General features: G+C 64.6%; 1 pseudogene. It reads right to left on the reverse strand.

Annotated features, from left to right (window positions below):
* Positions 1–243: pseudogene (locus KDL01_RS42875) on the reverse strand (group II intron reverse transcriptase/maturase); the annotation flags it as partial.

A 243-nucleotide genomic window follows, 5' to 3' on the forward strand; every position in this document is an offset into this window, starting at 1 on the left:
GAATCCGGATGGAACACCGGCTCCACCCGGACCGACAGGTGCGCGGCCACCACGGTCTGCGCGACCCGATCGCCAACGGACGGCACGCCGAGAATTCTCGTACCGCCCCCGGACTTCGGGATCGCGACCGCTTTCACCTCCGGCGGGAAGTACGCGCCGGAGCTCATCCGATTCCAGATCCTGTAGAGATTGTTCTTCAGATCCTTCTCGAACTCCGCCACCGACACCCCATCCACACCGGCT

Origin of the sequence: Actinospica durhamensis, assembly GCF_018139695.1 — a bacterium.
Taxonomy (GTDB): domain Bacteria; phylum Actinomycetota; class Actinomycetes; order Streptomycetales; family Catenulisporaceae; genus Actinospica; species Actinospica durhamensis.